This window comes from Marinomonas mediterranea MMB-1 (genome assembly GCF_000192865.1).
In the GTDB taxonomy this organism is placed as follows: Bacteria; Pseudomonadota; Gammaproteobacteria; order Pseudomonadales; family Marinomonadaceae; genus Marinomonas; species Marinomonas mediterranea.
The window spans coordinates 4526130-4551268 of record NC_015276.1; the positions used below are offsets into that span (position 1 = coordinate 4526130).

The 25139-nt window shown below is 45.4% G+C and carries 15 protein-coding genes; 11 read left to right on the forward strand and 4 right to left on the reverse strand.

The annotated features are described in order from the left end of the window. Positions 1-16 precede the first annotated feature (16 nt). The 6 genes from MARME_RS20550 (at position 17) to MARME_RS20575 (ending at position 7365) form a co-directional block, all read left to right on the forward strand. Positions 17-895, forward strand: coding sequence for a sulfite exporter TauE/SafE family protein (locus tag MARME_RS20550; protein WP_013663192.1), 879 nt, complete (start codon positions 17-19; stop codon positions 893-895). Between the two features lie 14 nt (positions 896-909). Further along, the gene (locus MARME_RS20555) at positions 910-2052 is read left to right on the forward strand and encodes an acyl-CoA dehydrogenase family protein (RefSeq protein WP_013663193.1); all 1143 of its coding nucleotides are present in this window, start codon (positions 910-912) and stop codon (positions 2050-2052) included. Further along, positions 2049-3578 (forward strand): amino acid adenylation domain-containing protein, encoded by a 1530-nt coding sequence (locus tag MARME_RS20560; RefSeq protein ID WP_013663194.1) that lies wholly within the window; start codon positions 2049-2051, stop codon positions 3576-3578. Before MARME_RS20555 ends, MARME_RS20560 begins: the two co-directional genes overlap by 4 nt. Before the next feature lie 79 nt (positions 3579-3657). Further along, entirely contained in the window at positions 3658-5208 is a 1551-nt protein-coding gene (locus MARME_RS20565; RefSeq protein ID WP_013663195.1) for a flavin-containing monooxygenase, read from the forward strand. 53 nt (positions 5209-5261) lie between these two features. After that, positions 5262-5891: a chorismate--pyruvate lyase family protein gene (locus tag MARME_RS20570; RefSeq protein WP_013663196.1), complete on the forward strand. Its 630-nt coding sequence runs from the start codon at positions 5262-5264 to the stop codon at positions 5889-5891. Beyond that, on the forward strand, positions 5878-7365 hold the full coding sequence (locus MARME_RS20575) for a cytochrome P450 (RefSeq protein ID WP_013663197.1): 1488 nt from the start codon (positions 5878-5880) through the stop codon (positions 7363-7365). The genes MARME_RS20570 and MARME_RS20575 overlap by 14 nt, the downstream gene beginning before the upstream one ends. Positions 7366-7442: 77 nt before the next feature. Here MARME_RS20575 and MARME_RS21700 read toward each other — a convergent pair whose 3' ends face one another. The 4 genes from MARME_RS21700 to MARME_RS21705 form a co-directional block, all read right to left on the reverse strand. Beyond that, on the reverse strand, positions 7443-8096 hold the full coding sequence (locus MARME_RS21700) for a response regulator transcription factor (protein ID WP_049787798.1): 654 nt from the start codon (positions 8094-8096) through the stop codon (positions 7443-7445). 583 nt (positions 8097-8679) lie between these two features. Beyond that, the gene (locus tag MARME_RS20585) at positions 8680-11826 is read right to left on the reverse strand and encodes an efflux RND transporter permease subunit (protein ID WP_013663199.1); all 3147 of its coding nucleotides are present in this window, start codon (positions 11824-11826) and stop codon (positions 8680-8682) included. Beyond that, positions 11823-13184 carry an efflux RND transporter periplasmic adaptor subunit gene (locus tag MARME_RS20590; RefSeq protein ID WP_013663200.1) on the reverse strand — a complete coding sequence of 454 codons (1362 nt, stop codon included), beginning with the start codon at positions 13182-13184 and terminating at the stop codon, positions 11823-11825. The genes MARME_RS20585 and MARME_RS20590 overlap by 4 nt, the downstream gene beginning before the upstream one ends. Continuing rightward, positions 13159-13809, reverse strand: a complete 651-nt coding sequence (locus MARME_RS21705) for a TetR/AcrR family transcriptional regulator (protein WP_013663201.1) — start codon at positions 13807-13809, stop codon at positions 13159-13161. The genes MARME_RS20590 and MARME_RS21705 overlap by 26 nt, the downstream gene beginning before the upstream one ends. Positions 13810-14595: 786 nt before the next feature. Here MARME_RS21705 and MARME_RS20600 point away from each other — a divergent pair. Genes MARME_RS20600 through MARME_RS20620 form a run of 5 tightly spaced genes read left to right on the forward strand, consistent with a single transcriptional unit; the run spans position 14596 to position 25137 of the window. Next, positions 14596-16182 carry a TadE/TadG family type IV pilus assembly protein gene (locus MARME_RS20600; RefSeq protein ID WP_013663202.1) on the forward strand — a complete coding sequence of 529 codons (1587 nt, stop codon included), beginning with the start codon at positions 14596-14598 and terminating at the stop codon, positions 16180-16182. Positions 16183-16222: 40 nt separating this feature from the next. Continuing rightward, entirely contained in the window at positions 16223-21250 is a 5028-nt protein-coding gene (locus tag MARME_RS20605) for a beta-propeller fold lactonase family protein (RefSeq protein ID WP_013663203.1), read from the forward strand. A gap of 34 nt (positions 21251-21284) precedes the next feature. Next, a complete protein-coding gene (locus MARME_RS20610) occupies positions 21285-22979 on the forward strand; it encodes a TolC family protein (RefSeq protein WP_013663204.1) in 1695 nt (564 codons plus the stop codon). Continuing rightward, on the forward strand, positions 22976-23791 hold the full coding sequence (locus MARME_RS20615; protein WP_013663205.1) for an efflux RND transporter periplasmic adaptor subunit: 816 nt from the start codon (positions 22976-22978) through the stop codon (positions 23789-23791). The genes MARME_RS20610 and MARME_RS20615 overlap by 4 nt, the downstream gene beginning before the upstream one ends. Continuing rightward, a complete protein-coding gene (locus MARME_RS20620) occupies positions 23788-25137 on the forward strand; it encodes an efflux RND transporter periplasmic adaptor subunit (protein ID WP_013663206.1) in 1350 nt (449 codons plus the stop codon). Before MARME_RS20615 ends, MARME_RS20620 begins: the two co-directional genes overlap by 4 nt. The last annotated feature ends 2 nt before the right edge of the window (positions 25138-25139 follow it).

The following is a 25139-nucleotide window of genomic DNA, read 5'->3' on the forward strand; positions in this document are numbered from 1 at the left end:
AAGTCGGAGAATAAACGTGAATACTCGGTTTGTACTAATTGTCGCATCGCTATGGCTGGCAGTGTTATTTGGGGTAATGGACAACCCAACTTGGTTGCTTCAAGAAAACTGGCCTATCATTTTTATCGCTTTCGCCAGTGCCGCAGTCGCAAACGCAACCGCGGTGGGTGGCGGTTTTATCTTTCTGCCTTTGTTTTCGTTTGCATACAGTTTAAGTGCCGCCGAGGCATTAAAGCTGGCACTCGCAACGCAGGCATTTGGTATGTCGTCAGGTGCATTAGGCTGGTCTAAAAAAGTCATCGACTTCCATTTTCTGAAACTGGGCGCCGGAGCAGGTGTGCTCGGCATGTTTATAGGCACCTTCCTATTTACGCCTCCAGGCCATCTAATCCATAACATTTTCGGATACGCCTCCATTGTGGTGAGTCTGGCTTTGTTTATCGAGATGATCTACATCCGTAAAACAGATAAAACGGTCTTTGACGAGCCGAACCACAGTCTAGTGGAGTTCTGTATTTGGGCCTTACTCGGCGGCCTTATTACCGCTTGGACATCCATCGGCATTGGCGAAGTGGTCGCCCTATGGCTGCTATTTAGGGCAAAACAAAGCATCGTGAAAAGCGTTGCTACAGGCGTCGCAGTACTGGCGATTTGCTCCATCAGCGGTCTTCTATTTCACATTTACGAAGGCGGCATTGTTTGGGAATACCTTATCTTCACTGCTCCGGGTGTGCTGTTAGGCGGTCGTGCTGGCGCGCTGCTTGGTAAAAGAATGGCAGGCGTTAAAAAGCAGCAAGAGCCTCACAGTCATAATGACAACAAAGGATTTGGGCTAAAGCTGTTTGTCGCATTAGTCATCTTTGCGGATGGCATTGTGGTGATTTTCAACCAATAGTGAAGGAGACAAACATGAATTTCGAATGGACACACGAACAAGCAGAACTTTTTGAGCACGCTTTACGCTTCGGTAAAGAGCTGAGCGCCCCCTTACAAGAGGATAACGGCTTCCCTCGCGACAACTGGAACGCACTTGGTGACTTCGGCTACTTCGGTCTTCCCATCCCAGAAAAGTATGCTAAAGATGGTTCGGGGTTTGACATACTCACCACAATCAAAATCATAGAAGGGTTGGGGCAAAGCTGCACTGATACAGGACTTTTGTTTGCTGGCGCTGCACACACTTTCGCTTGCAGCATGCCTATATTAGAGCACGGAAGCGAAACCTTAAAACACCAACTTTTACCCGATCTTGCTACTGGCAGAAAGATCGCAGCCAATGCTATTTCAGAAGCATCCGCGGGCTCCGATATATCAAACCTTGCGACAACAGCCCAAAAAGAAGGTGACTACTATGTCCTCAACGGCGGTAAGTCGTACGTCACAAACGGCAGTATTGCGGACTATTACGTGGTATATGCGACAACGAATAAAAAGCATGGCTACCTAGGCCAAACCGCGTTCGTAGTACCTCGAAATACACCAGGAATTTCTGTCGGCAACGATTACCACAAACTGGGATTGCGCTCGGCACCTCTTAATCAGGTTTTCTTCGACAATTGTACGATACACAAGGATTACGCACTTGGCAGAGAAGGACAAGGAGCAAGGATCTTCGCGGCTTCTATGGATTGGGAGCGCTGCTGCCTGTTTGCCATTTTTGTCGGTGCTATGCAAAGGGACCTCAACCAGTGCATCGAGTACGCAAATACGCGTATGCAAGGCGATAAGACAATTAGCCGATTTCAAGCCGTTTCTCACCGAATTGCGGATATGGGCGTTCGTCTGGAATCTGCTCGTTTAATGCTCTATTACGCAGCATGGCAAAAATCGCAAGACGTCGACAACACCAAAGCCGTTGCGATGAGCAAATTGGCCATCAGTGAAGCCTTTGTTCAATCCGGTATAGACAGTATTAGGGTACACGGTGCATTAGGCTACCTAGATGAAGGGCGAGTGAATAACAGTATTAAAGACGCTTTAGGATCTGTTCTATTTTCTGGCACCTCCGATATTCAACGAGAGTTAATCTGCAATAGGCTGGGGCTACTATGAAACGACTCAATTATATTTTTTCTGCTGGCATGATAGCAGGAGAGGACAACCTCGCTGTCTCCGATACAACTGAATCTTTGACTTATAAAGAGTTGAATAACATCACTAACCAGCTCGTTCGCACCTTTCAGCTGCTTGGTGTTAAAGAAGGTGATCGAGTCGGTTTATGGCTAGAAAAATCCTGCCGAGGGATCGCTTGTATGTTGGCTATCAGTCGCTTAAACGCAAGCTATGTGCCTATTGATCCGATGAACCCGCTTGCTCGAGTCAGTACGATTATCAAGGACTGCCAAATGTCGGCAATCGTAATATCACAAGGAAAATTAGCAAAGTTTATTGATTCCGAACACCGTGAATTGCCTTTGCTCATTCCTGACAACCTAAGTCTAGACGACTTAAATATTCACTCTGATACCAATTTGAGTCATGTTGCCAATTGGTCAGACGTACGCTCTCAATCAAGCGAGCATGTTGATCTTGATGTGACTTACAGCGAAACAGATCTTGCGTACATTTTATATACCTCAGGTTCTACAGGTGTGCCTAAAGGAGTCTGTATTAATCACCTAAACGCCTGCGCCTTCATTAATTGGAGTATTGAGGAAGTCGAGCCTCGTCCAGAAGACCGGTTCTCAAATCATGCCCCTTGGCACTTTGACCTGTCTGTTTTCGATATCTATGTTGCACTTGGTTCTGGTGCCAGCGTCTATCTTATCTCGGAGATGGTGAGTTACGTACCGGCTCAACTCGTCGATTTTATTGAGAAAAACCAGATCAGTATCTGGTACTCCGTGCCGACCGCGCTGTCCTTGATGATGGATGCAGAACCGCAGCTCGAAACACGCTGCAGTTCGTTACACACCGTTATCTTTGCCGGTGAACCTTTCGCAATCAAAAAGCTAAAAGAACTGCGAAAACGATTCCCACACAAAGCACTTTATAACTTCTACGGCCCGACAGAAACCAATGTAAGCACCTACTACAAAGTACCCAACGAGGTACCTGACAAGTTACCGATTGGGCACGTATGTAGCGGCGACAGCCTCTCTTTACTTGATGACAACGGCACAAAGGTCGCTATCGGAGAGCAGGGCTTTATTACGATAAAGGGCCCCAGTGTCTTCTCCGGTTATTGGGGTAAAACTGCGCGAACAGAAGACGCTTATAACACAGGAGACATTGGTTATTTCAATGATAAAGGCGAGCTGATGTATGTAGGACGAAACGACCATATGATAAAGGTCAAAGGCTATCGCATTCACCTTGGGGAAATCGAAACGACAATAGAAAAGCACCCAGCCATTGAGGAATGTTGTGTGCTACTTGGTGAGGATAAAGCACTCCATGCCTATTTGGTGCAGCAAGATGACAGTGCGCTTTCTCTCATCAAAATAAAGCTCCATTGCTCCGCCCACTTACCTAAATACATGCTGCCAGACTTTGTGCACTTTCTACCTATGCTTCCTCGCAACGGCAACGGAAAAGTCGCGCGCAAAGACCTCGCCGCACTAGAAGTCAGTGCTTAAAGTCCAAATGAGCTAAGTCGACACGGCCTACCTTAACCAACGACAGAGTAGGCTGATAATAAAAAGGGAGATTATCACTATGAAGAAACGTATCGCAATTATTGGCGCGGGCCTGTCTGGAATCGCCGCAATTAAACAGCTTACAGATGAAGGCCATCATGTTGTCTGCTATGAAAAAGCAGAAAGCTTCGGTGGCGTGTTCGCAGCTAAAAAAATCTACGAAGATCTGCATCTAACCATTTCCAATTATTTTATGGCCTACTCCGACTTCCTACCCACAGAGCAAAGTCTGAAATTTTGGTCGAAACAGGAATATGTGCAATACCTAAAGCGTTACCTCGCTCACTTCGACATTGAAAAGCACATTGTCTACAACCATAAGGTCGTAAACGCGGAGCAGAATGGGGACAAATGGACAGTCAAAGTTCAATCGGGCTCAGGAGAAGAAACAGAGTCTGAATTTGATATGGTTGTTGTCTGCTCTGGCCACTTCCAAGAACCTAAAACACCCGATTTAGAAGGCTTGTCGGACTTTATGGGGGACATCATTCACTCTAACGATTATCGTGACAAAATGGCGTTTAAAGGCAAACGCGTCATGTGCGTTGGCCTTGGAGAAAGTTCTGCTGATATTACATCCGAAATATCAGAAGTAGCAGAAAAGTGTATTCTGTCACTGCGCCGATATCCTGCCGTCGCGCCGCGCTATATGGCCTTTCAGGAAGACCCCTATTTCACGATCGATACCTCTTGGTTGACCTCCAGAATTGTGAACAAACTCCCCTTCTCATACCACCGGGGAATCACAAAAAACATTTTTCACAAATACGTGAACAGCCGAAATCTACACTTAAGAATTCGTGGTGAATGGCTGCATAAATCCGGCCCTTCCATCCATCAGGCGGTTACCAAAAATGAGCGCCTGTTTAAGCCTATCGCCGAAGGAAAAGTATTACCAAATATCGGTGGTATAGAACGCTTTGAAGGCAACACGGTTATTTTTAAAGATGGTACACACGAAGAAATTGATGCCATCGTATTTTGCACAGGTTATAAACTTTCTTTCCCTTTCCTTCAGCATAAAATTGAGTGCATGAGGGACTTATACAAGCAAATCTTTATACCGAGTGTAGGCAGTAGCCTTGCGTTCGTGGGTTTTGTCAGACCTCAACAAGGTGGTATTCCCGTTATAGCGGAAATGCAAAGCCGCTATCTTGCACAGCTCGCCAGTGGAGTTAAATCTCTTCCTTCACTTGAGAAACAAAAAGAAGTCATCATGGAAGATGCCAATCACTGGGAAACTGAATATCACATTACACCGCATGTGGCGTCGCTGGTTAATTATTGCCATTACATGGACTCAATGGCTCGTCTAGTTGGCTGTATGCCGAAGACACCGTCTCTTCTAAAAGACCCGCTGCTAAGAGTGAAATTACTGCACAACCCGCAGTTTGCCGCCCAGTATCGACTGGAAGGCCCACACCCCATGTCGGAAAGCTCTCGCGACTTCCTAGTGAACTTTCCAAACATCAGCACTTGGCCTCGAATCATTCACTTCGAGTGCGCATTAGCGATGCAAAAACTACTTAGTTTTTTGAGCATGGACAATTTAAGAGAGTTAAAAAAGTAGCCTGCTGATGTGCCTTTTTAGGCAGCGAGTTTTCGACAAAAGGACTTAGTACCATGATAGTCATATCAAGCGAAAAACAAAGCAACCAAAACAAAGAACTCAATTTAGACCAATACAATGAACACAGCCTTTCGGTGCTTCAGCGACTGATTTTAGAAAGCGACGGCACCTTAACACAGCTGGTAGGCAATCTCGTCGGTGAATCTATTATTGCAGAAAAGCTGTTTGAAGGCCCAACTCCTGATAGCCGATCGCAGACCTCCAGCCTTCAGCAAGACGAGCGATATCTGCAGAAGAGGATAGTCTCACTTAAGGGTCAAAAATCCGGCTTTTGCTATTTATACGCTAACTCTATTGTTTATCACGACAACCTCAATGTGAACTTTTCTAGAGCCTTGCTCGATTCGAAAATAACAATCGGCAGAGCATGGGAAAGATACAGAGTAGAAACCTATAAAGAACTTGACGCATGGGGATTTGAAAGCGCAGGCACGCTAGGGAGGCATTTCAACCTTAGTAGCGAAGCCTTATTACTGTTCCGCACTTACTCGGTGTACTCAGGTGGAAAGAAAATTTTCCTCATTACTGAAAAATTTCCAATGGCCTGGTTTCAAAAGCCTAATCAGACCTACCCAGCCAACTCTCAACCCCACGCACAGGAAAGATACGATGAGATACTATGAAGAAGACGCCAACGTAACAGACTCGCCCAATAGGAATGCCGCTCCCAAGTTGATTCCTACAATCAAGCTTGGATCACAAGACAATCATGACATGATGTGGAACGAAGATTTCCATCTCACCATCACCAACATGGCAAAAAAATACGGGGCTATATACGCCTTGGAAACAGGCAAAACAACACTAATCGCGTTAAATGATCACAACGCTGTTCGTGAAGCATTGGTCAATCAAAGCGATGTATTTAACATTCGAGCGGATCTTGAGATTCTTCAGGTTGCGCCACAAAAGCACTTCTTAGAATTAGAAGCAGGAGAGCTGTGGAGCCTGCATAGAAAAACCTTTGCAACGGCAATGCGCGACTACTTCCGCGATCGTTGGGATACGATGGATCAGTGGCTGGTCACAGAAATAGATGACATCGAGGCCGCTTGGAAAAGCCAAGGTGATCAAGCCGTATTTGATCCAAATCGCGACATTTCAATCAAGCTGGCCAGCTTCTTACACAGAGTCATGTTTGACCGTCGCTTCGGTGAATTCGAGGAGAGTGTCTTCGATGAAAAAAGTCTGAGTTGGTTGCCAGCAGGCTTTATCAACAGTACGCGATATGAGCTCATGCCTGAACACAACAAAGAAAGCTACTACGCTCATTATGGAGACGTAATAGAAAAGTTTGCCTCAAACCTTAACGGACTCGACGCGTATGTTTCCATGAATGTCCTTAAGGAGAAAGAGTGCTACAACAAAGGTCAATATCGCCACTTAACGGATTTCTTACTAAACGCCTGCGACGACATTCCTAACGACGTTAAACAACAAGTAGGCGCAACCGAAAAGGAAATCATAATCGGCTCTCTTACTCAGGTCGCAGGAGCTGGAGGCGGTGTAGGCGCGTTTGCTTTGCGTTGGATGCTATTATATCTCGCGAGCTTCCCTGAAAAGCAAAAACAAGTACACGCAGAGCTTGATCAAGTTATCGGCCAAAATGAAACGCCACAGCAAAGTCACAAAGGCGACCTGCACTACACGCAAGCTTTTATTGCTGAAGTACTTCGTCACTGTTCAATCACGTCCATGCCAGCCTCTAACTACGCTGCTAGCAAAGACACCTTTATTGACGGCTACTTCGTTGCAAAAGGAACCCCTTTAATAGTGAACAACTACGGAATGACCCGAGACGAAGCCCTATGGGAAAACCCTGATGAGTTCATCCCTGAGCGTTTCTTAGAAGCAGATGGCACCTTTAGCAAAAAGCAGCAAGCAAAGTCATTCCCATTCGGAATAGGTCAGCGCCGTTGCTTAGGTGAGCTTTTCGGTAAGTTCCTCATTAACACCCTGTTCACTCATTTAGCGCATAGATTTGAGTTCTCCCTTCCTAACAATGAACCGATTAATCTACGTGCTATATCGGGTGTATTTCTGGTGCCAGAAAAGGTCGATATAAAAGCGAAAAGTCGCAGTCTTAGCGACTCATAACTCGACATTGCTTACTACAAACACGAAATAAAAAGCCCTTCATATGCATGATGCGAAGGGCTTTCTTTTTCATGCTACTACAACCTAGTAAGCGCTGTGGCGGCCAAGCGATTCGGCGCATTGAGTTTCCCTAATATACTCGCGACATGATTCTTAACCGTATTGGGGCTTATACCAAGAATCATGCTAATTTCTCCATTCGTCTTACCTGATGAGATCCAGTTTAATACCTCTCGCTCACGTGAAGTCAGTACATTAATAGGCGAACTAGATTTCCTCTGTATTCGAGAGGCGGCAGAACACGCACTGTGTAAATAGGGCATAATTAACTCTATTAAATGACAGTTACATTGAGAAGACGTACGTCGAGCAGCAACGACTGTAAAGTACTTAGAGTCTGCATTATTTAGATCCTGAATATCAATATCAGTATTTGAGCAAAGCGACCTTCCTAACGCTTTAATATCTGCTTCACTATTGAAGTTAAACTCTTTAGCAACACTTAAAAATGCACTGAGTAAGGAAGGTGGAAAAGAAAGGTTTAACTGGAAGTCGACATGCCACGTTTTTTTCTCTACACGCAGAAGAGCGACTTCTTTTTTAGTAATAGAACCAACCGATTTATTAAAAAGCACCTCGTTAAACGAAGCCCCTGAAGTTGCCTGCTTGATCTGCTGGATAGACTGCAATACCACTTCAAGCTCATTCGACTTTTCAATCAACATCGCCATATGTGTCCTCCTTGTTATTCCTTTTTCGTTAGAGAAACTACGGATAAGCCCACTAACTTCAGCATGTAGATCAGAAGAGCCTAGAGCCCAATAAGGTTCCCCATAGAACATATCCCTCGCTCTACACCCTGATACTAACTAATCATTTGTTTAACTATCCAATTAATTAATCAAGTGATTAAACTATAGGAGTTTGACCAAAGCAAGCGTAATATCAACTTAAAATATGCAATTTTACGCTTTCTTTAAAAATTGAATTTCATACATACAAAAAGGTAATACCAACTCTTTTCAGATAAAACAATCACTTAAATCAATACGATTAGAAACGAGTACAGCTTATTTAAAAAAATCAGAACATTGATTTCAATTAACAATATCAGAAGAGTTTTACAACATTGCTAATACTCCAGCAAAAACTAAGGAAGCGATGAATTCAGCGCCTAGAGAAGGTATAAACAAGTCCACTGGCTTCACTTTGAAGATAAATAGTCTGAGCGTAGGCATTAGTAATGATTAGATTGCCCCCTATTAATTTACACTGTCGATCCGCATAAACAGGGGGCTCTAAGACAAATTGAACTTAACTGATCCCGGTCTGACCAGCTTTAATATGAGAATCTGAATGGCCGCTTTCCACATGGCCCGCTTCTGGCTTAGCCACACCTAAATCTTCTAGAATACTGTAGATACATGGCAATACAAACAATACAAGAATCGTCGATGCAGTAATGCCAAACACAATACTCGTTGCCAGAGGAATGATAATCTGTGCCTGAAGGCTCGTTTCAAAGAGCAGTGGGGTCATACCTGCGATGGTCGTGATCGAGGTCAGTAACACAGCTCTGAAACGTTCGTAGCTAGCCTTTGCCGCCGCATCATGCACAGCCATACCTTTTTTCACGTGACTCTTCACAAACTGTACAAGCAGTATGGAGTCATTCACGACAATGCCAGCAAGCGAAATGAACCCCATAAGCGACGGCATAGAGAAATTAATCCCCATGAGGAAGTGCCCCCATATCACGCCAATCAGGGTAAAGGGGATCGCCACCAGTACAATAATCGGCTCAACATAACTATGGAATTGAAACGACAACAGGAAGAACACACCGATCATGCCGAGAATAAAGGCGCGTTTCATCGATGTTTGCGTAATCGTCGCGTTTTTCACCTCTCCTTCAATCGTATAAGTGAGGGTCGGGTAACGTTCAGAAAACTGGTCCAGCCAAGTGTGATTCAACTCTCCTATCACCGCTTTTGCGGTATTGTGCGTCGCGTCCACATCCGCAAAGACAGAGACGGTTTTTTGGTTATTAATTCTATTAATGACGGCAAGACCGCGAGTCTGTTCAATATCCACCAGCGCCGATAGCGGGATTGCCTTGTTCGTTTCTGGGTGGATAATCGGAAAGTTGTCAAAGTCTGAAAAATCATTTTTCGACTCGTCGCTCAGCTCCACCGTAATGTCTAAATCCTCAAGACCACGGTAGGTTTCTAGCATAGTACTGCCTTGAAAAGCGGCCCTTAATTGGTTTGCAATCATTCCCGAGCTAATTCCCAGTGCAGTAGCCCCCTGTTTTAACGAGAGCGAATACTCAACCTTCCCCGGGCGCATATCATCGAGAATATTTTGAACACCAGGGTAACCTGCTAACCAGTGTTTTAGGTCACGAGCGGCGCTTGCTAGCAGTTCACTATCGTCGCCATACAAACGTATATCAATCGCGCGTCCTTGGGGACCTAATTGAGGTTCTTTAAAGGTCAAAGTCAACATATGAGGCAAGTCCCCCACTTGCTTTCTCCACGTATCCGCAAAACGCTGAATGCTGGTGTTACGCAGTTCAGCACCTAATAGGTCAACAGAGATCATCGCGAGGTTTGCACCTTCGTCACTGTAATCGGGGTTCTCCCCATAGGTGACCGTAACCGACTTCACTAGGTCGCTGCTCTCATCTGTACTGAGTAGCAGGTTGGTCTCTTCCAATGCTGACTCGATGCGCGCTACCGCGTCCCTTGTGTGAGCAAAAGGGGTTCCACTTGGCATAAGCAGCCGAGCTTGGAGTACATCGCCATCAATATCTGGAAAAGCAGAAAACTGTAAAATCCCCGATGCCAGCATACTCACCGAGAAAATAAAGCTCGCTACGACCAGGCCTAATACCATGTACCTAACACGTACCAATCGAATGATAATACGATGAGATAGATCATTTAGCGCCGTAAACTTAGTGTCAAACCAAGTATGGAATCGAGACGTTTGACGGTTCTCGCTCTTTTTTAAACTGTGGGCAAGATGGTGTGGCAATATAAAAAACGCTTCGATCAACGACACTGTCAATACAGAAATCAAAACAATGGGAATCACTTTAAGAATTTGACCCAAATTCCCTTCGATAAAGACCAGTCCGATAAAGATGCATAAGGTGGTCAAAAAAGACGACAAAACACCGGGGAAAACCATCATCACGCCTTTGTAGACGGCTTCTCTATATTCCAACCCTTGGTTGAGCATATGGCTTACCGATTCGACGATAACAATTGAGTCATCCATCAAAATCCCCAGAGCTAAAAGAAGCGCTACCATAGACAACATGTTGATCGACAGCCCAAGGTATTGCATGACAAAAAAGCTGGCCAAGAATGACACAGGAAGCCCCATGACCACCCAAAACGCGAGGCGGAATGAAAAGAATACCCACATAACTACAAAGACTAACAGTAACCCCTGCCAAGCATTGTCGATCAGCAAATTAATCCGGTCTTTTACAATGCTGGTATTGTCACTCGTGAGCGTGAGCGATACCGACTCCGGTAAGGTTTTGCGTAGCTCATCCAATACGTCTTCGACCGCACTCAACACGGTCAAACTATCCTCTACCGAATTTTTACTGACCTGAAGTAAAGCCGTTGGCTTACCATTAAAACGAATCTGCTTTTCTTCAAGATCGAATGTATCCCGAATGTCCGCTATTTGACGCAGTAAAACATCATTTTCCTGCTCACCGCTCAACACAGGGACATCAGCAAGTGTCTCAATTGAACGTCTTTCATCCTTTAACAGAATCTGTATATCTTGCTGTTCAGTTTGTAGAGTCCCTAATGGCAACTCGATATTTTGCTGCGCAACACGTTGTCCAAGCGTGTCCAAGCTAAACCCGTACTGACGCATCGTTTCTAGCGATGTGGAGACCCTAAGTTGATGTGTCGAGAAGTCGTTAATATCGACTAAAGGGATATCAGGGTGTATAAGCAGTTTACGCTTTACTTGCTCTGCCAGTTGTTTCAGAGCAACCCTATCCATATCAGCTGAAATCGCCACTGCCACTACATTTTGAGTGCGACCTCGTTGGCTAATCGTCCACTGATCAACTTCATCGGGAAAGTTATCAATCGTATTGACGGCGTCTCGTACATCGTCGGTAAATTGCTTAAAGTCACCTTGCTCAAGCATCTTTACCGACATGACACCGACGTTTTGCTGAGCTTTACAATGTTTCTCTTCCATAAAGCTAATGCCATCAAGGGCATTTTCGAGCGTTAGACACACCTTCTGTACCACCGTTTCAGAGGTCGCTCCCGGATAAGGAACCTTCACATCCACGGTATATGCGTTAATTTCTGGAAGGGTTTCACGTTTAATTTGCGGAAGTGTGACCACACCAAGCGCAATGCAAATCAGCATTATGATGTTGGCGGCAGTTGGGTGGTTGATAAAGTAACGAATCATTTACCACCTCCTAACCACGTCTGTAACTGGTCGTTCATCACCTGATCCAACCGAATCTGGACCTTGCTGCCTTCAATAGCCGGAAATAAGTCAGAGGTAATCAGTTTTTGGTTCACTAGACTGAAGTTCTGAGTCAACACCACATTATTTTGCGCCAACGGCGCCGTCAGATGAATACGGCTAAGAGCCATTTCACCATCAGCGACTAAAATATCACTGTTGTGAACCAGATGACGAGGGATAACAACAAACGGCTGAGCTTTGCCAAAAAGGTCAACTTTAGCCCGCATTCCAGTTAACAATGGCGGCCTATTACCCATATCAATCGTTCGGTAACTCTCACTGACACTTAAGATGACGCCCACAGTTTGAGTTTGAGGGTCTATCTCATCACTAAAACGCTCGACGTCCGCTTTCCAGATCACGTTTTCATCTCCCAACAAACTGACTTGCGCCGAGAGATTTAATTCATCAATAAAGGTTTGCATGCCCTGCTCATTCAATTGAGAAAGAGAAAACTCCGAAGAGAGCAGTCCTGTAAATTGCTTGAATTGAGCTAACGGAAACTGCCCATTAATTTGCACCTTACGAATATCACTGGCGTTAAACAGTGAGGCTCCTACTGACACCCACTGCCCTTCTTCCACCGAAACCGAATGTATTCGTCCCATAAATGGCATAGTGACAACCGTGTTTTCGAGATCCAGTTTGTTTTTGCTCAAATTGGTCTGGGCAACATCAAGCTGAGCTTCCAATGCTTTTACTTCCATTGGCAAGAGTGTCTTTTTATTTTGGTATTGTTGAAGAGCTTGTTGTTTGCTCAGTAGGTTTTGCTTAGCCTGATCGAGAGTTGAAGGAGAGACATGCTTACTTTTATAAAGCCCCTGAATCCGGCGATATTCAGACTCCGCTAGCACGAGCTTTTTCCTGCTAAGTTCAAGGTCTTTGAGGTTATTGCTTAATGCGATTTTCTTCTCCGCAAGGTTAATCTCTGCCGCAGCGACCTCCGCTTCACCTTGTGCAACTTGTAATTGATAGGTGCTATCGTCGATTTTTAATAACACCACTCCTTCTGGCAACAACTCCCCTTTTTCGAGTTTGGGGTGAAAGTACACCACCTTGCCACTTACTTCCGCCAATGACGAAAATTTAATATTGGGTTGAATACGGCCAAACCCGGTGATTTCAGGCCGTACACTAAAAGATTGTAGAGGAATATATTGAGCGTCTTGCCCTCGGCCTGCCAGCTCGACATGTTCCATATCCGGCTTAAGCTTAAAGACCGTAGCGACAGCGATGACGCCACAAATAACAGCGATTGGAAGGTTACGTTTAGATCGAAAGTTCCATTTTTTCATGATGTTCTTCCCTAAAACCAAATAAGAAATGTTGGTAAACCTGATGCACCCACTCATCAGAACCGAGAACGTCGTCACTGATTCCCCATGCTTTCATACGAACCGTTCTTAACAGAAAAGGCGCAACTAACGTCGAACTCAAATGAAACGCAGCATGGCGCGCTTTTTCTTCATCTGTAATGCCCGTCTCTCGTTGAATCAGCTCCGGCAGAAACTGTGCAACTCGGCAAGGAAATTGTGTTAGAAACACGTCAGTCAATGCGGAATCGTTATTCAATACTTCTTCACTTAGAAGGCGACAAAAGCCTGGTTTCTTACGTAATAGCCCTGAAAATCGCTTAATAAAAGTTAACACGGGGCTGTCTTCGTTCGCAGCTAAATGCAGGTCAGAAAAGTGCTCCGTCGCAACGTAATTCAGTAACTCGATAAACAAACCTTCTTTGTTTTCAAAGTAATACTTAATCATCGCAGAGTTTACTTCTGCCTTAGCGGCAATGTCTCTAATCGTAATCTGACTGTAAGAGTAATGATCGAGCAACGCTTGTGCTGCCTTCAGAAGCTTCACTTTTTGCATGGCAATTTTTTGAGGGTCGCTCGGTCGTCCGCGCGTTTTCGTTGCTTCCATTTTTCATTCCTTTAAATAATCAATCGATTAATTAAATATAACACATGCAATTGAGTCAATGCATTTTTGTTCAAGTTTTGACATAGGTCGTGTCTTTTGATGATCTTTTGGAACAAGTGGAAGCAGGATTATGATGCAGCTCTGAAACAGTGATAGAGGGCTCTAAGCGCCCTCATCTTCGACTCAATAATCAACAGGGCACTATAAGAGAGGCAGTGCAAAGAGACAAAAAACGATGAACTAAAAAGGAATAAACTTGGCGAGAATTTTTAGAGAGGGCACAGCAAATATGCGACAGAATTGGTTACTTGGCTCATAGCGACTGAGCTGCTAAGAATAGAAACAAGCAACTCAATCGCTAGAGTTCTCCTAGGGAAGGTATGAACAAGTCCACTGACTTCTGAGTGTAGATAACACCTTTTACTATGCGCATATCCACAGACTCAGCGTCTGAACGCTTTTTTATTTCATGATGTAATCACACTGTTTGCATCGGCGATACAACGACATCCATTCCGCCGTGAACAAGCAAGCTAGATGATAACTCTGTATTTAAAGGCGGGCTCTTTAAGAAACGAAAAGGTCACCCGTTCCTTAAGAAGTACGGGGGACAGAAAGAACCTCTCTGCTACTCAACTGTAGACATAAATTCAAGTATTCCTTTTTCAACGGGCAAATATTAATGATTATTAATAAAGCCAAATCGTTATTTTATTGCGAATAGTTATCATCTGCACTAACCTCTCCCGACATTATTTTTAATCACTCTTAAGAGTTTCGCTGTTGATGAAAACCCGTTGTCTGCATACCCATGTTTCGAGCACACGAAATGCATTAAACACTTTTTTAAGAAGCGATTCTGGCGCGGCTTTACCTTTTATTGTGTTGATTTTAGTGGGGGCGCTTGTGGGGTTTTCATTTGCGCTCGATACGACTCGAATGGTGAATACTGCCGGACAGCTAAAACGTGCCACTGACGCTGCCGCTCTTGCGATTGGTCAGATACAACTGCGAAATAACAACGATGATGAAACCGATCTAGATTCCATTGCCCAAGGCTATGTGCTGAATAACCTTGGTATGGATTCAGGCCTTATAGATCAAATTGATACAACTTCCATTTTTGTCACGCAGGGTACGAACGATGGCCACCCTACTTTTACCGTTACCGTCACGCTCAATACTCAATCTGATTTATTGAATGCGCAGACGGAAGATCAGGTTATTTCTTCAACGGTTGAAGTGGTGTCTACTCCCACAGAAGTCGCCTTGTTATTGCCGAATACCCTAACAGAGGATGAACCTGAGCTGGTCGCTTTGCGAAAACTGGGGAAGAGTTTTGCTCGAAACCTTCTTGGGGAAGATACGGATGCGTCTAATAGCGCACAAAAAGTCTGGCTGTCTTTAGTGCCATTTAGTCAGGCCGTGAATGTCTATGATGCTGATGATCCGGAACGAATCTCCAGATGGGCAGCCGCCGGAGCCTTGAACCCACCTGAATTGCGCAGCTTATTTAAGACCGGAAAAGTCCGCAGTTTAGCAGACCCTCGTTTTCCAGATCGCGTAGCGAAATTGCTTTGTATGTATCGTGGGTTGGGGGCAGGAGAGAATTTCAATTGGGATCAACAACCTGACAGTCAATTCGGGGTGTATTACCGCCATGACCTCCCTCAAAACGGCAGTCCCGGCGCGACGCCCATTTCGTGGGTAGGCCCTAACCCCAGCTTATGGCCAAGTTCGGTGGCTGAGGATGTACGCTGGATTGTTGCGGATAAAGGGTGTCCAAATGCCCCACTCTTACCCTTAACAAATGACTTAGACGCGATTGATGCCCGCCTTGATGAAATGTCGACACGATTCAACGTGAATTATGCCATTGCAATGGGTTGGGCCGGCCATGCGCTCTCACCAAATATGCGAGGAAGCTCTGGCTGGGGGGACAGCGAATTACCGCTCGATTTCAGTAAAAGCAAGAGCAATGTGAAGGTGATGGTGATGTTGGCAAATACGACCGGAGATTGGTTCGACACGGATGCTTATAACTTCAACCGTGATCAAGCTTTGGATTCAACGGGGCCAGGCTCTGCTAAAGCCTTTGCGACGCAGCGCTTCCATGACGTATGCCGGAGTTTTAGAGATAAGAATATTAAGTTTTTCTTCATCGGTGTTCGCCCGGGCGACCCAGCAGATTTTGGTAGGACGTTATTTACAGATATTGCAGGCCCAGGATTACGAGAATGTGCAGGTGGCGGTGGCGGCCTGTATTTCGCTGACGCATCTAGCTTTGTCGAAGGAAAAAGCCAAATCGACAGCTTACTTGAAGAGATCGCAGAAGAGATTCGACAGAATTATTACGTACGCTTAATAAAGTAAAAAACGTCAGGAAAAAGATTCACTGAGCAGGAGTATTGCTATGTTGTTTGCCAAACCATCGCGTTCATTAGGGGTCTTTGCCCTTGAGCAGAGAATGATGTTCGATGCTGCTGGTGCCGCCACTTTGGAAGTGGAGTCAACCAACATTGATTATGTCGACGAGACGAACGATTACGATTCAAGCACGTATTCTAATGTGTTGGCTGCGGCCGAAGACGTGTCTGTCTCTGAAGACGGCAATTTTGTCTATGCCGTGAGCAGTAACTCAAGTTCATGGAGCACTGATTCCTCCGTTTTAAGTGTGTTTAGCGTGGCGGAAGATGGCTCATTAACCTTAGTGCAAAGCTATTACAACTACACGTCTGTGTTCAATTTAGAGACTTATACTAACGACCAAGTGGTACAAAACGAAGGCTTGGCGGGTGCCAGTTTGATCAGTATGTCGTCTGATCAAAACTACCTCTATGTGTTTGGTGAAGACGACAACAGCTTGGTTGTGTTTAGTCGAGATACGCAGACGGGCGAGTTAACACGCCTGAGCAGTACTGAAATAACCGACTTTGGTATTGATGGCGTATCCAGTTTTGTCTTCGATATAGAAACCTCCGGTGATTATTTGTACGTCACGGGAGGCGATCAAGTTCTTGTTTTATCATCAGATGATGATGGGGCGCTGTCTCTTGTTGCGCAATACAGTAATGATACGGAAGGCGTTTCTGGGCTAACAGGCGCAAACAGTATTGCGATTAGTGCAGACGGTACTCGTTTGGTGGTAGGAGCCAGTGGTGGTTCGAATGCGGTGACACTCTTTGATGTAAACGACGACGGCACACTTACCTACGTCAGCTCCGTAACGGGAGAAGACGACCAGTATTTTATCAATTCGGTAAAAATTTCTGCTGACGGTCAAACCGTCTATGCGCTGAATGATAACGACGGCTCTAGTTTATTGGTCATGACGTATGACGATGCCGGTGAATTGACCTTGGCAGATACTTATTCTGTGTCCGATGAAGCCAGAACCATTTTAGTGTCGGAAGACGGTACGGGGGTTTTTGTTATGGGCGCATACATAGATGTCTTCTTGCAAGATGACAATGCTGACCTAACGGCAGTTCAAACTATTGATGGCTCTGACAACGATCTCGGTGCGAACTTTTCTAGCATCACTCAAGCCTATTTAAGCGCAGATCATTCAAAACTGTTTGTGGTGATCAGTGATGGCATTTTATCGTTTAGTTTTGATGTCCCTGCGGCGTCTTACACCGAAAGTGAACAAGGTACGCTATTGCTGCCCACTGGCATCATCAGCGATTCGGAGCTGGACGCACTGGATGACTATCAAGGTGCCAGCTACACCATCACCCGCGAATCTGGCGCGTTAGAAGAAGATGAATTCGGTTTTCAAGAGGCGAACGGCCTAACACTTGAAGACGGAAAGATTCTCAAGGATGGAAATGAAATCGCGACATTCACGGTGGTAGACAATGTGTTAACCGTGTCTTTTACGGCTTCAACGTCTCAAGCCACGGCACAACAAGTGTTGCGTCAAATCACCTATTCCAACTCAAGTAATGATCCGGTAGCGAATGGCGCCAGTCCCAGTTTTTCAATCACGGTCAATGACGGGGACGGCAATGAAACCTCGATGAATGTTCAAGTGAATTTGATCGGGGTGAATAATCCGGCGGAGGTCTCCACGACCACAAGTGAGATAACCTACCAGACCGGCGATGATTACACTCTCTTGTTTAGCGATACCAGCATCGAAACCATAGAAGCAGACCAGACCATCTGGAAAGTTCAGATCGCCATTACAGGAGCCACCGCCGATGACCTACTAAAAGTAGGCAAGGGTAAGATCACCTTAGAAGCTTTTTCAGGAACATCCCAAACGGTCGACAATACATCGTACTCCGTCACAGAAGAAGATGGTGTCATGACGGTGACGCTTTATATCATGGACTCTTCGGAAAATGCGGCGTCAGTTATTGATGGTATTGCTTATAAATATACGGGAGATGACACGAGTGGAGAGCGAACCGTAAGCCTCAGTATTATCGAGTACACAAGCCAGTCGGATATCGGTGAAACGACCACTTTGTACGATGGTACGACCACAATCACCTTAGCCGCCGCAGATGAAGATAATGTTGCTCCAACCATAGCCAGCACAACCAATCAGATCGCTTACACAGAAAATGGTGCCGCCACGTCAGTGTTCCCCGATGCTGTTCTAACAGATTCGCAAATGGACGCCTACAACGACGGGGAGGGTAATTATCACGGTGCTGAATTAATTGTGTCTATAGCTGACGTAACGTCGAGCGATCAGCTGGTATTTGAGGAGGCAAATGGGCTGGCTTTAACAGGAAGTTCTTTGACAAAAGACGGTGTGGTGATTGCCACTGTTTCAAATGAGGATGGGGTTTTAACCATTACCTTTACGGAAGATAACGGCACTGTCCCTACCACAGAAGACGTGCAAAATGTTCTCAACCAAATTCAATACCAAAACAGCAGCGAAACGCCTGAGTCGACCGTCAATGTGTCCGTGACTTTGTCGGATCAATTTGGCCTAACGTCAAATATCCTGATGGCTCAAATTAACATTACAGCGCTCAACGATACGCCTGAGGTGACCCAAGACGCTTCCATTGCGGCGGGTGAAATGTCTTTAACTGAGACGTTAAGTGTGGCCGAAGGTCTTACGGATGTTAGCGCCTCCAGTGTGTCGAGTGACGGCGGTGTGCTTTATGTGGCGGACAGCAGTGGCAACATTGCGGTCTTTACCCTCAACGATGAAAGCAGCGAATGGGAATATCAAAGCACCCTAACCTCCGTTGATGGTGTTGATTCCGTGGATAAATTAATTACCACGGCCGATGGTCAAAACCTTTATCTGCTTGGCAATGAGGGCGATGTCATCGCCGTGTATTCGTTATCAGAAGATCTTGTGTTGTCGAATACTCAAGTGATTGTTGCTGACTATGAAACCAACGAAATCACTGTGAGTGGCGTTCAAGACATTGTCTTATCAGAAGATGGACTGCACTTTTATTACATCAACAGTACAGCGTTAAGTGAAATGACTCGTGACGCCGAAACTGGTGAATTAAGCTTTGTGCAAAAGATAGCCGATGCGTGGAGCTCCCCCTACCTGTGGAACCCTAGCAGCCTGACTGTTTCGAGAGATTATGTCTTCGTAACCACTAATTTTCGTACCTCAACGCTAATTGTATTTGAACAAGAGGAATCCGGCCTTGAATGGAAAGCTTACATTCGTGATGGCAGTGAAGACTCGGCTGGCAATAGTGCCATATTGAGTTCAACCACACATGTGGCGGCAACAGACGACGGTGAATACATCTATGTGGTGAACGATACGAGTATTTATACCTATTCGTATGATGCTCAAAGCGAATCCTTTCTACTAGTCACTGACGAGGCGATTCTTGTCGAAAACCTATCGGATTTAGTCGTGTCTGCGGATAACGAGAAGTTGTTCGTATTGACCTCTGACGGCAGCTTATACCGCTATATTATCGGTGAAGACGGATCCTTAACGCAGGCGGGCATCATGCAAGGAGCGTCGTCTGAGGGAGCGTATCTTTCTATTTCGGATGCGGGTCATGTGTTCCTGCAAGGTACTGATGTCGTTGCGATTTATGATGCGACGGGGCGTGAAGAGTCCTTATATGAAATCGGTTTTGATGCAGTTGTATTGGCTCCTGAACTGACCATTTTTGATGAAGAAATGTCAGCCTCTGACAATTACTCAGGCCTAACTATTACGCTTTCAGGTTCGACCATCAATGCCTCCGATACCTTCGGTTTGGCAAGCGACAGTGAGTTTACACTGGACGGTGAAAATTTATTGTATCAAGGCGAGGTGGTTGGGCGCTTTGTAAATGATGACGGCACTCTCTCAGTCACGATCTCATCCGCGCTAACGCAAGATCAAGTAAACGCCCTAGCAAGAAGCCTAACCTTTGAAAATACCTCTCTCACGCAAGCGGCTACTTTGTCTTTTACCGTCTCAATTAATGACGGCGACGCATCGAGTAATTCTGTCGAAATAGCGCTAAATGTCGCACAAAATCTACCGCCACAGATTGAAGGAAGCGTTCAATTTCCTACTATCACGGAAACAGAATCGGTAAGTATTCAGCTACTGAATACATTGTTCTCCGATGATTCGGATGATTCGGATGATGCGTTAACGTGGCAAGTCACTGGGTTACCAAACGGTTTAAGTTTTAATTCAGACACCTTGGTCATTTCTGGCAATGCGGTCGAGTCAGGTGAATTTTTAGTGGTCATACAAACCACCGATACGAAAGGTCAGAGCACTCAAATTGAAGTGACGCTCACGGTGGAATCTATGGTGGTTCCCTCATCGCCCAGTTCGTCTCAAATAGACACGAGCGAAACGACCGCTAATCCAAGTAGCGCGACAGTGAGTCCAAGCGAAGCGGCAATGCAGTACTTTACTCAGTTCGATTCACAAAATATTTCTTCACTAGACAACCAAATAAGCGGTATGGATGTTTCTGCAAATACCGCCCTTATCACATCAACACTTGGTTCCGATTCATTTAGCACGTCACTTTCGTCTACTGAAAATACTCAATTAGACAGCGCACAAACCGAGTCTACAGCGTCATTGCAGTCCTATAGATCAACGTCCATAGAATGGTCGAAAGACATAAGTAACGCTCAACTTTCATTACTAGACAGTGTGATGTCAGAAGAGGAAAAAGCCATTCTTGCGGTGATGTCGGCAGATGGTATTGGGTTGCCAGAAGGCGTTGAATACGACCTTGAGACGGGTCGGCTGAATCTAGACAAAGACGTGCTTGGAGACACTCAACAGATAGAGCTGCATGTGCTCGTTGTTGATGAAAATGGTGAGACGTCAGTGATACCCGTAGAAGTGAAATTGGAATCCGACAGCCATGTTCAGGTAAACACAGCACCATTCTCTGAACAGGTGAACGACGCCAGTTCGCTGAGTGTTTTTAACATTAACAAGCTGTTATTGAATGATCTGACGGCGGCATCTTAAAAATTGTAAATGATGGAATTAAAAGGTTTATAACGTGACTATAAAAAGCAAAGTATTAGAGTATAAAACGTTACATCGTACGGCGGTTGCAGGTGCCATTTTATTCAGTCTGACGGCCTGCTCTGTCACACCAACGCCCATTACGTTTGAGCAAAAATTAGCATTGGTGGACGCAGACCGAAAAGCCATGTTTCAGGATCAAGAGCCAATTACACAGCCAATCAGCCTTGAAGAAGCTATGGCGAGAGCCGTTAAATACAACCTTAAAGAACGTCTCGCCTTGATGGAAAAATTGGCGCAAGACAATATTTTGGGTCTGCAAAGCTTTGATATGTTGCCAAAAGTGGCCGCCAGTGCAGGATGGACAGCACGAAATAACGAAGCCGCATCATCGAGTAAATCGATTGCTACAGGCACTGAGTCCTTGGTGTCTTCTACTAGCCAAGATAAGCAATCGTCATCGGCGGATTTAAGCGTTTCTTGGAATGTTCTGGACTTTGGGATTGGGTATTTTGGCTCGAAAGCACAGGCGAACAATGTCCTTGCCGCAGAAGAAAGACGTCGCAGTGTGGTCGCCGATATTATTCAAAATGTACGAGGTGCGTATTGGGAAGCAGTAAAAGCTCAAGAGCTTCAGCCGCTGGTAAAACGTACGTTAAAAGACGCCTACAGTGCGTTAGAAACCTCCAAGCAAACCGCCGCTGAGCGTTTGATCTCGCCATTAGAATCCTTGCAATATCAGAAAAGCTTGCTCGAAATGATCAGTCGTTTGGAAACGCTGGAAGGCGATCTAGCGGCGTCCAAATCTCGTTTAGCAGGTTTAATGAACCTTCCACCCGCAACGCAATATGAGCTAGCCTCTCAAAGTACTCAGCCTTTAGCGCTGCCTTATCAGCTGGAAGAGCTTGAGACACTTTCCATGGTCAATCGACCAGAAATCAATGAAGAGGCTTATCGAGCAAGAAACACGGTCTTAGAGACGCGCTCTTCACTAATGCGTTTGTTGCCCGGCGCATCTTTGTTTGTCGGTGCTCACTACAATAGTAACAGTTACTCCTTGAACAATGATTGGGCCGATGCAGGTGTCCAAGTTAGTTGGAATCTACTCAGTGCGTTTTCCTATAGTGATGTAAAAAGCGTTGGTGAAGCAAAAGAAAAAATTGCAGATTTACGTCGTCAAGCATTGAGAATGGCGGTTCTAACTCAGGTTAACCTCGCATGGCAACAGTACAAACAGGCCGATAATCAATTTCAACGCACGGCTGAGCTGTCGAGGATTCAAGACGCCATTTTTGTGCAAAGTACGGGAGCGTATCAAAATAACACCCAATCTTTGGTTGAACGTGTCCGCATCGCGACAGAAAGCGTGTTGGCGAAACGTAACCGAGATCAAAGCTTCGCTATGATGCAAAGTGCATATGGCGCGATTTACAAAGCCGCTGGGCTTGATCCATTACCAAAATCCATTGCAGACACCAGTGTTGAAACCTTATCAGCGTCAATTGCACATCAAGATGCATTACTTCAGCAAGGCCGCATTTCAGACGAAACGCTTGTGTCACGTGTTGCTCTGAACAGCGCGTTAGGCAGCATGTCAGATCAATATGAAAAGGCCGACACTGAACCGAAAAAAGAAGAGGCATCGAAGCCACAACTGGTGATGCTGTCCACTGGCGATTCTTTACAAGAAACGGCCATTATTGATTATACGAATTACGTCCAGCCATGAGTGTTTATTGTCGAACAAGGTCACGTGTTACGCTTGTCCTTGGCATGATGTTAAGCGGTGTCTTAAATGCAAACACCTTGTTAAAAGACAATGAACCACGTGGCGCGAAGTGGGTATCTCAGCCGACTATTCGAGTGCAGTTGAACGCCAAAGACAGAGCGGTGCTATCCAGCCAGCTCTCTGGTCGGATTAAAACACTGACCTTAAAAGAAGGCCAAAGTTTTAAAAAGGGGCAAACGCTTGTTGAGTTTGATTGTGACATTTATAAAGCCAAGCTGGATTATGCCAAAGCGGCGGCGCAAGCCGCCGAACAAAAGCGAGCCGTTGCTAAGCGCTTAGACAATTTGCAGTCAATCAGTGTGATGGAAGTCAATCAAGCTGAATCCGATACCTTGATGGCGCAAGCGGAGCGTCGCATTGGTGAAATAATGGTCAGCCGATGTGGCGTTTACGCCCCTTTTAATGGTCGTGTGGTAAAACGTTTAGTACAGCAAGGCGAGTTCGTATCGGAAGGCGAACCTATTCTTGAAGTCTATAGCAGCAAAGTCTATGAGGTCGCTTTAATTGTCCCATCTCGTTGGATTAGCGAGATAAAAATTGGGCACGCCTTCCAAGTTAAATTGGACGAAACTCAACAAATTTATAACGCCAAGGTAACGCGTTTAGGCGCAGTCATAGACCCGCTTAGTCAGTCTTTTACGGTGTTTGGGGAGATTCTAAAGACGCCAAATGTACGCCTCATTCCCGGAATGAGTGGCAACGCTTATTTCGATCCGTCTCAATGGACATCAACAACTGAGAACGTGAGATGACGATCAGCCTAAAGGATCAAAAGGCCGTTACGGTAGAGGAAACGCTGCTCACGTTAGTGCAGTTAGAGCAAAAAATACGAGGCGCGAAAAATTTACAAGAATGGCAATTTATCTGCCTTAATGACACGCAGTTATTAGTGCCTTTTCAGCAAAGTGTGTTGTGGATGTTTGGCTCTAAAAAAGTAGAAGGCGCATCAGGCTTAGTTGATGTCGATTCCAATGCCCCGTTTTGCAGCTGGTTAAATCGTGTGTTATCTGGGATCGCGAAAACAGAGAAAGCCGATAGAATCCATGCTATTGAAGTGGCAGATTTAAGTCCTGAAGATGCAAAACAAGGTTCGGAATACTTTTCTACACGATTCATTTGGCTCCCGATTAAATCTGCCAAGGGGGATTTAATCGGGGCTTTATTATTATCGAGATCAACCCCGCTAAACCTACGAGATAAAAAACTATTAGGCTTTCTTCTAGAAGCCTACGGCCACGCTTGGATTGGGTTAACTGGCGCTAAAAAGCCCAAAGGGCAGCGGAAAAAATCCGCACTGTGGTGGTTGCTGGGCCTGCTTGCGACGATTGGGGTTTTATCACTCCCTGTTCAACAATCTGTTATCGCTCCGGCGGATATCGTACCGCGGCAGCCAAGTGTGTTAAGAGCCCCCATTGAAGGCGTAATCAGCGAGCTATTGGTTAAACCCAATGAACAGGTTAAGCAAGGTCAACTGGTCGCTAAGCTGGATGCTCAAGCATTAACACAAGAATTAGAAAGCGCACATCAGACTTATGTGGTAACCGGTGCTGAGTTGAGAATGGCCCAACAGCAGTCGTTCATTGATGAGCAGAGGAAGGCGACTCTGGCCATTCTAGAAGGCAAACTTCTGCAAGCAAAATCGGATATGAACTACTTGCAGGATCAGCTACGCCGCACAGAATTTAGAGCACCTCACAGTGGCGTCGCTATTTTTGATGATGCGGGCGACTGGCTGGGCAAGCCCATGACACTTGGTGAACCTCTCATGACCATCGCCAATCCGGATGAGATCGAGCTTGAGGTGCGCTTACCCCTTGAAGATGTGATTGGAATCACAGCAGGCTCTAGTGTGAAATATTTTCTCGATAGCAACCCTAGTGCGCCAATTAAAGCGCAGGTTCGGAGCATTGATTACCAAGCCCGGCCTACTCAAGATGGGCAATATGCTTTACACCTTACAGCAGTATTTGTGAATGATAATGCGACGCTCAGGTTAGGAAAAAAGGGCTTAGCAAAGTTATATGGGGAGCAAACGTCTCTGTTTTACTATGTGTTTAGAAAGCCGCTCACCAAGCTGCGTATTTGGTTAAGTTGGTAGTC

Excerpts from the sequence above, each read along its gene's own strand:
- MARME_RS20555 (WP_013663193.1), top strand. The coding sequence starts at position 910 with ATGAATTTCGAATGGACACACGAACAAGCAGAACTTTTTGAGCACGCT.
- MARME_RS20560 (WP_013663194.1), top strand. The coding sequence starts at position 2,049 with ATGAAACGACTCAATTATATTTTTTCTGCTGGCATGATAGCAGGAGAG.
- MARME_RS20565 (WP_013663195.1), top strand. The coding sequence starts at position 3,658 with ATGAAGAAACGTATCGCAATTATTGGCGCGGGCCTGTCTGGAATCGCC.
- MARME_RS20570 (WP_013663196.1), top strand. The coding sequence starts at position 5,262 with ATGATAGTCATATCAAGCGAAAAACAAAGCAACCAAAACAAAGAACTC.
- MARME_RS20575 (WP_013663197.1), top strand. The coding sequence starts at position 5,878 with ATGAGATACTATGAAGAAGACGCCAACGTAACAGACTCGCCCAATAGG.
- MARME_RS21700 (WP_049787798.1), bottom strand. The coding sequence starts at position 8,096 with ATGGCGATGTTGATTGAAAAGTCGAATGAGCTTGAAGTGGTATTGCAG.
- MARME_RS20585 (WP_013663199.1), bottom strand. The coding sequence starts at position 11,826 with ATGATTCGTTACTTTATCAACCACCCAACTGCCGCCAACATCATAATG.
- MARME_RS20590 (WP_013663200.1), bottom strand. The coding sequence starts at position 13,184 with ATGAAAAAATGGAACTTTCGATCTAAACGTAACCTTCCAATCGCTGTT.
- MARME_RS21705 (WP_013663201.1), bottom strand. The coding sequence starts at position 13,809 with ATGGAAGCAACGAAAACGCGCGGACGACCGAGCGACCCTCAAAAAATT.
- MARME_RS20600 (WP_013663202.1), top strand. The coding sequence starts at position 14,596 with ATGAAAACCCGTTGTCTGCATACCCATGTTTCGAGCACACGAAATGCA.
- MARME_RS20605 (WP_013663203.1), top strand. The coding sequence starts at position 16,223 with ATGTTGTTTGCCAAACCATCGCGTTCATTAGGGGTCTTTGCCCTTGAG.
- MARME_RS20615 (WP_013663205.1), top strand. The coding sequence starts at position 22,976 with ATGAGTGTTTATTGTCGAACAAGGTCACGTGTTACGCTTGTCCTTGGC.
- MARME_RS20620 (WP_013663206.1), top strand. The coding sequence starts at position 23,788 with ATGACGATCAGCCTAAAGGATCAAAAGGCCGTTACGGTAGAGGAAACG.